The sequence below is a fragment of the Halorubrum laminariae genome (genome assembly GCF_024494655.1).
Taxonomy (GTDB): domain Archaea; phylum Halobacteriota; class Halobacteria; order Halobacteriales; family Haloferacaceae; genus Halorubrum; species Halorubrum laminariae.
Map to the genome: position 1 here is coordinate 1 of NZ_JANHDL010000032.1, position 6,544 is coordinate 6,544.

The 6,544-nt window shown below is 56.2% G+C and carries 8 protein-coding genes and 1 pseudogene; 6 read left to right on the plus strand and 3 right to left on the minus strand.

What is annotated here, in order from left to right:
• Positions 1-112 precede the first annotated feature (112 nt).
• The 5 genes from NO887_RS18305 to NO887_RS18325 all read left to right on the plus strand — a co-directional run bounded on the left by NO887_RS18305 (position 113) and on the right by NO887_RS18325 (position 3,553).
• The gene (locus NO887_RS18305; protein ID WP_256419602.1) at positions 113-1,042 is read left to right on the plus strand and encodes a nucleotidyltransferase-like protein; all 930 of its coding nucleotides are present in this window, start codon (positions 113-115) and stop codon (positions 1,040-1,042) included.
• Positions 1,042-1,680 carry a Cap15 family cyclic dinucleotide receptor domain-containing protein gene (locus tag NO887_RS18310; RefSeq protein ID WP_256419603.1) on the plus strand — a complete coding sequence of 213 codons (639 nt, stop codon included), beginning with the start codon at positions 1,042-1,044 and terminating at the stop codon, positions 1,678-1,680. The genes NO887_RS18305 and NO887_RS18310 overlap by 1 nt, the downstream gene beginning before the upstream one ends.
• A 90-nt stretch (positions 1,681-1,770) precedes the next feature.
• Positions 1,771-2,466: a P-loop NTPase family protein gene (locus tag NO887_RS18315; protein ID WP_256419604.1), complete on the plus strand. Its 696-nt coding sequence runs from the start codon at positions 1,771-1,773 to the stop codon at positions 2,464-2,466.
• Positions 2,466-2,723, plus strand: a complete 258-nt coding sequence (locus tag NO887_RS18320; RefSeq protein WP_256419605.1) for a DUF8156 family protein — start codon at positions 2,466-2,468, stop codon at positions 2,721-2,723. The genes NO887_RS18315 and NO887_RS18320 overlap by 1 nt, the downstream gene beginning before the upstream one ends.
• Positions 2,724-2,725: 2 nt before the next feature.
• Positions 2,726-3,553, plus strand: a complete 828-nt coding sequence (locus tag NO887_RS18325) for a hypothetical protein (protein WP_256419606.1) — start codon at positions 2,726-2,728, stop codon at positions 3,551-3,553.
• A 66-nt stretch (positions 3,554-3,619) separates the two neighbouring features.
• Here the strand turns inward: NO887_RS18325 and NO887_RS18330 are convergent, their stop codons facing one another.
• The 3 genes from NO887_RS18330 to NO887_RS18340 all read right to left on the minus strand — a co-directional run bounded on the left by NO887_RS18330 (position 3,620) and on the right by NO887_RS18340 (position 5,198).
• The gene (locus NO887_RS18330) at positions 3,620-4,369 is read right to left on the minus strand and encodes a hypothetical protein (protein WP_256419607.1); all 750 of its coding nucleotides are present in this window, start codon (positions 4,367-4,369) and stop codon (positions 3,620-3,622) included.
• 88 nt (positions 4,370-4,457) lie between these two features.
• Entirely contained in the window at positions 4,458-4,709 is a 252-nt protein-coding gene (locus NO887_RS18335) for a hypothetical protein (RefSeq protein WP_256419608.1), read from the minus strand.
• 225 nt (positions 4,710-4,934) lie between these two features.
• On the minus strand, positions 4,935-5,198 hold the full coding sequence (locus NO887_RS18340; RefSeq protein ID WP_256419609.1) for a hypothetical protein: 264 nt from the start codon (positions 5,196-5,198) through the stop codon (positions 4,935-4,937).
• Between the two features lie 960 nt (positions 5,199-6,158).
• Here NO887_RS18340 and NO887_RS18345 point away from each other — a divergent pair.
• A pseudogene (locus NO887_RS18345) lies at positions 6,159-6,544 on the plus strand (hypothetical protein); the annotation flags it as partial.

A 6,544-nucleotide genomic window follows, 5' to 3' on the forward strand; every position in this document is an offset into this window, starting at 1 on the left:
AATTATCACTTCCACACCGCTCTGGCTACGCTTATGCCCCCGGCAGCCGTTGTTTCAGCCGGATGTCTATTGAACACACTACATCCCAAAAAGCAGCGGAGGCGGGCGAGTAATGGCGGTTCGGAAGTCCAAGATCCCAGACACATGGGCCAAACGAAGGACAGCCGCAAACCAGAACTCAAAGACTGCCCGCGCGAGGATCAAGCGTGACCTGAACCGCGATCGGTCAGCTCTTGTCCAGCACACCGACATCAACGCGTTCACGGTCTATACGCAGGGGTCGTACAAGAACTACACCAATACAAGAGGGTCAAGCGATCTCGATCTGATCGTACAACTCCGATCCCCATGGAAGAGGAATCTCAGCAATCTCACCGACGAGGAGCGGGAGCGGTACCACGATGATAAGACCTTGGCAGATTACGGCTACGACGACGGCTTTCGTGATAGTGTCGTACAAGCCCTGCGTCAGTTTTATCGCGAGAACCAGCTGAAGGACCCCATCGATAATTCTGGGAAGGCAATCGAGATATCGGGTTGCCACAACCCGCTTCCCATCGACGTAGACGTGGTCGCCGCTCAGGAGTACCGCATCTACCACACCTATCCCGAAGATGGAGACCCCGAATACACAGAAGGGATGGTGTTCAAGCCGCTCGTAGGTGACGAGTGGTGGGTCAACTTCCCGAAAGTACACTACGAGAACGGGAACGCGAAACACGACAACTTCCGCGAGACAGTCCGGATGTTCAAAAACGCCCGAGGCCACTACAACGACAACCACTGGTTCACCCTCGACACGCCCTCATACTACATCGAGTGCCTGATCTACAATGTGCCCGACCACGTACTGAAAACGTCCGATCTCACCGACCGCTTCGACGATGTGCTCTCGTGGTTCGAACGGGACAGCATAGACCTCGCTGACTTCGATCAGGTGTCAGAGATGGAGGCCCTGTTCGGGGACGAGAACACGCAGTGGAACACTGACGACGCTAAGGAGTACATCGAGAAGATGCGGACGATGTTCGACGATCTCTAATGCGCGGGACCCACGGGTTCTCGACCGACCAACCTCGACGCCGCCGTGTCACACTCTTTGGGTTCGGTGCAGCGGGTGTCCTGATAGCCGACAATCTCGGTTCATCGATCGCCTCATTCACAGGATATGGTTTCTTCGCCAACGTGACGATTTCGTTCGTACTGGCGTCGACAGCGGTGTACTTCGTCGTTGCGAGGGGGCTGTGGAACATCTGGCCAATTTCACTAGCTATCGGCTCACCCCCAGACATTAGCGGGGAGTGGACCGGTCACCTCTACACAGACACAGACGAGTATGACGACGAGGACGTGGTTGCCGTCAACGAACTCGGGCACGACCTCGTGAAGATGGAAGCGGCTCTGCGAATCAAGCAGTCGTGGGACCAGATTCTCGTTGAGTTGGACGGTCCGAACTCGCCTTCAAAGAGTACGGGTGCGACCATCCTATTCGACCACGAGCCACCCACAATAACCTACAACTATGACAATGAAGGGGATGACTTCCAAGACGAGTTGGACCAGCACGCTGGGACAACTACGGTTGAGTACGACCCCGAAACAGAAACACTCGAAGGGACGTACTATACCGGTCCAAACCGAGAGAATCACGGCCACCTCATAGTAGAGCGGGCTTCCTGACGGCCCAATGGGTCACTGACCCGAACCACTTCCACTTTCACCGCCCATCCATGGCTCACCCCTTTTAGGGAACTGTTCATCTACGTGAACATGCCCAAGACTCGACGACCGACTGCTGATCTGCCAGCGCTCGAACCGGGCGTTACGCTCGTCGACGTCGACAATGACCTCGGTGTCACTCCTGTGCAGGCGCTGCTTCTCGATCAGGTGCTCGGTGGTGACGGCCGAGCCTACTGGGTGGATGGTGCAAACAGAGCGAACACGACGCGCCTCCGCGAACTAGCGCCGGCCGACCGGGTTCTCGATCGGATCGACGTCGCTCGTGGTTTCACGGCCCACCAGCACACGTCGCTACTCGATCGGCTCGGCGGGCGTCTCGATAGTCGCAACCAACCGTCGGTCGTCGTTGCAGCTGGCCTCGACGGGATGTACCGTGGTGCAGATGTCGAGAGCGAGATCGCCACCCAGATGTTCATTCGCGCGATTGCGTCGATCGCCCGGATCGCGCGAGTCCACAATGTTCCGGTCGTCGTCACCCAGTGTCACGACGACGACTTCTCGCGGCCGCTGCAGCGCGCTGCGAAGACGCACCTCCAGTGCCGGGCAACGCCCTGTGGACCACGGTTCGAAGACACTACAGGCGACGTGGAGACGCTCGTCTACCATACGGGCGACAGTTGGATGCAGACGACACTCGCGTACTGGCAAGAGGTCCTCGAACACCGCGCTCGGATGCACGAGGCAACGACGCTCGAACGCGCCGCCGGCCCCGTCGGGGTACAGTAATGGGCCGGACGAACCCGACGTATCGCGATCGCCTCGGGGCGATCGAAGACGAGTGGGGCACGTATCGGCGAGCGCTCCGTCGACGCGATCAGGAGACCTTCGATCGGCTGTTCGTGTACGCTCGCGACCACGCCGACGCCGCGGGCACACTCAACCACCCAAACCCGCTCGCCCCAGTGTGGATGGCGATCGCGATCGAACAGAACCGGCGGATCAGCGAACTAGAGGCGCGCGTCGACGAACTCACCGACGGGTAGCCGTGACCCTCACGCTGGACTATCTCGGGGATGGCCGCGTCGCCAAGTTGACGCTCACACCCGACAGCGTCGCTCGCGAGGTCCACGATGACTACCGACCGACGCTGTTTGTCGGAGACGCGCCGAACGACCTCTACGGGCAAACGGGCGGTCCCGAGCCAACACCACCGAGTCGGGACGGGCTCTCGGACGCGCTCGCCGAGCTGCAGTCGTTTCTCGACGGCCAACAGGCGGTCGCCGACCTCGACGTCGAGTCGCACCGGCAGACGTTCCGGACGGGGGCTCGCCCACTCCTTCGGATTGACGCGACATCGATCGAGGCCGTTCGAACGATCGCAAAGCGGGTTCGACAGTTCGATCAGCCGGACACGTACATCTGCTACAATATCGATCTTACGCGGCAGCTGCGATTCTGTCTTGAAACAGACACGGAGGCCGCGCCCGACCGGTCGGTGCGTGACCTCCGAACGCTTCGGTTAGAGTTTCCCAGTCACGAATCGGAGATTAAGTCGCTCCCACAGCTCACCGTCGACGGAGAGCGTGTCGGATCGTCGCCGAGAGAGGTACTCGACGGCGTCCAATCAGCGATCGATGATCACAATCCGGATGTACTCATCGTGTCGACCGCCGACCTTGTCCCGTTACTGTTCGAGACGGCAGACGCGTATGGTGTTGAGGACCTCGACCGGTACGACGCTGGCTGGTACGAGAATGCCGTCGTGCGAGCGGTTGAGAGCATACTGGCTCCCGTAGGGTGGCGCGAGGGAGCAATTCGGCAGTACCTCAGTGGGATGAATGACGAGACGTTGGAAAGGTTCGTAAGTAGATGATCCTTAGGGCGATTCACGGAGACAGCTTGTCTGACGAAGTCGTCTACATACGGGTGATTCGCCTCGCTATTCATCCAGCGATAGATCAGGTAGATCTAAAGTTTCAGGAATATCCATCGGCACATCTTCTCGCCCCGCAGAATGGATCAGCGGACGGAACAGTTCTTTTACATACTCCGTACGAAGGTTGTAGCTCGTACCGTTTTCGCTGGCATCGTGAGCAGAAAATGAAAGAACAGGTGCTTGAACATAATCATCGGTCACCGGGGACGTAGGACGGTGTGCGTTGAATCGAGTGCCATCAAATCCGATGAAGGTTGCTGTTACGAGCACCTTCTGATCCTGCCGCTGTTCTGCAAGGAGCGAAAGAACGATCGACAGGTTCCACGCGATTGGATCTGTAAGGGAACTGTCTGAAATGAGATGTCGTTCACCCCTCTCATAACTCACTCGTGCCGTTGTAAGTTCAAGAACTCCATTTTCATACAACCGAACTTCGCTACCGCCTTGCCCCCGTTGTGGTGCAGGATCACTTGAGCAAGCAATCCCGTTGGCTTTCATTTCTGGGTGACGTGGGCGGCTAGAACCAGAATGGAGGCGTATATCTCGATCCAGTAATTCCGGGACAGGGAACCTCGTCGCCGCCTTTGAGAATGCTAATTTTGGAGCAATATGGATAACCGCAAGTGGGAAATTCGCCTCCGTTCTCACATCATGCTCGGGATCTAAGCGCTGTTCATGGTATTCTGCAAATCGATCTGTATTATCGAGGTACTGATCTCGGATTTCGCGGATAGGGTGTCTGGTTGGATGCACGACAGGGTATCATTGGAGAATTTGATTAAATGGTAGCCGTGTGGTGAAATTGAACGCATCATCGTGTGTATTTTCAGAGACTCTACCCCTACAGCCCATCCTCGCGCCATTCGCCTGTCAGCGGGTGCTCGTACTCGTCGGGGTGGAACCGCCCTGACCGCATGACCCAGTGTGAGCCATTCGCTTCGACTGCGTCTTCGCGAACCAGTGCGTGATCAAGGAGGTCGTCGACGGCATCAGCGTCAAGACGATCGGTGTCGCCGGCCAACTCTCGAAGTTCTGATCGAGAAGCTCCGGGGTGACCGGCAAGCAGGTCGAGAAAGACATCGTACTCAGTCATCATCATTTCGAATTGTAGAACCCGTACGCGACGGCGTCGGCGTATTCACAAATGAGTTCCACGGGTGCTGTCCGCGACACTCATGTGTAGGACGTTGTTGATACGGTCACTTTCCGACGGAGACCAACAGACACTGATCCCACTATCTCTGGCACATCTAATCATTTCCAGACAGAAACCAAGATAGTACGACAACGTGTCATCAGTGTACTGAAGTTGCGAAAATCAATCACCATCCCATTTCTCGGGGAACGTTCCGGGGAGCTTGTGATCCGGGAATGTATTAGCGAGGATCTGTTTTATTTCTCGTTCAGTCTGATCGCTGTGAGAACTGACAAATTCAAACGTCGCCATTCCGATATTGTGTGGGTTTGCACCGGTCACGTCTTTTTCGATACGTCGAAATTTCTGTTTGAGTTGGTCTTTCCCGGCATCCTCGTAGACGTACGCACGTAATGCAGCGTTAGTCTGGTTCCGAACTTGCCCCATTGGGTGCCTCTTTCCGTGTATATACTGCGGTCATGATTAAAAAAGCTCCTAGGAATGAGTCGTTTAACCCTCATTTCGTGATAGATGCGAGATCTTCCGATCGACGGCGATCGTGTCGATCTGAATGGCCACTCTGGTGGAAGGCTACCGACAAGGGGTAAGACTAACTCGACAGTTGGTGACACAACGGTATGTCTCGGAGATGATGTCTTGGACTGGTGGCGGTTGGTATACTCGTGGTTCTCGCAGGCTGTGCGGGCGTCGTCGACGACGCCGAACCGGAGCCACGCGTCGCGCTCGCGCCGGGCGGACGGTAGCGTGTGCAGCGCGGTTGCGGTCGGAGTTCGGTGGGGCCGCCGCCCCTCCCGAGTGATCAACGCCCATTGGGTCACCGTCGCTCGCGACGTGGAGCGTGAAAGAGGGTTGCGCGTGCATACTCAATCGTTCGGACAGAGAGGCTAAAAGACAGAGCGTGACAACCAGCACACCTCTCGTCGATGTCCAACAGGCCCCCTGTTTCCGCATAATCGAACACTCCACATGCCACGACGACACACAGCCGGGGACACACCCCTCGTTTCCGCATTATTCACCCGGTGATTTGGAGGACCTCAACAGCGGTCCTCCACGAGTATTATACTTAAACGGTGTCTATACGCCAGTACCAGATCGTCTAATAGTGCTGTTTTTTGGTGTTTCCAGTCTACAACACAACAACAACAATACATTAAACAAAAGATATATAATAACACGGGAAGAGTGGGGATGAGATTATCGGGGAGGGTGTGATTCGGCTTCGAGACAGACGCTCTGGTATCCCCACACCCAGTAGCGAGTATTATGCGGAAACAAGGTGTGGGTGTGGTATATAAAAACCGACTTATGAGGAAGTTCGAGAAAATGCGGAAGGTGGGGTTTTATAAATGAATGTGTGTATGATACTCGTAACGTAGAGCCCTCATGTCGCTGTTTGAAACCGACACTAACGTCTTCGAGAACGAGCGCGCGTTGATGGAAGAGTGGGTTCCTGATCGCCTCCCGGAGCGCGAGCCCGAATTGGAAGAGATCGCAAAGAGTTTTCGGACAACTATCCGCTCTGGGATCGAACCGAAGAACGTCCTCATCTCCGGGAAGACCGGGCAGGGGAAGACCGTCACCGCCCGTGTTGTGTTGGAGGAACTTCACAACTACTGCCAAGAGAAAGATATCGACCTCCGGACGTTTGAGGTGTCGCTGAAAGACGTGAACACCGCCTACCAGTCCGTCGGGAAAATCCTCACCGAGATCGAGCCCGAAACGACAGAGCGACCGAAGGGGCTTTCTCTCACCGATCTCAACGAGCGGAT

Excerpts from the sequence above, each read along its gene's own strand:
- NO887_RS18305 (WP_256419602.1), top strand. The coding sequence starts at position 113 with ATGGCGGTTCGGAAGTCCAAGATCCCAGACACATGGGCCAAACGAAGG.
- NO887_RS18310 (WP_256419603.1), top strand. The coding sequence starts at position 1,042 with ATGCGCGGGACCCACGGGTTCTCGACCGACCAACCTCGACGCCGCCGT.
- NO887_RS18315 (WP_256419604.1), top strand. The coding sequence starts at position 1,771 with ATGCCCAAGACTCGACGACCGACTGCTGATCTGCCAGCGCTCGAACCG.
- NO887_RS18320 (WP_256419605.1), top strand. The coding sequence starts at position 2,466 with ATGGGCCGGACGAACCCGACGTATCGCGATCGCCTCGGGGCGATCGAA.
- NO887_RS18335 (WP_256419608.1), bottom strand. The coding sequence starts at position 4,709 with ATGACTGAGTACGATGTCTTTCTCGACCTGCTTGCCGGTCACCCCGGA.
- NO887_RS18340 (WP_256419609.1), bottom strand. The coding sequence starts at position 5,198 with ATGGGGCAAGTTCGGAACCAGACTAACGCTGCATTACGTGCGTACGTC.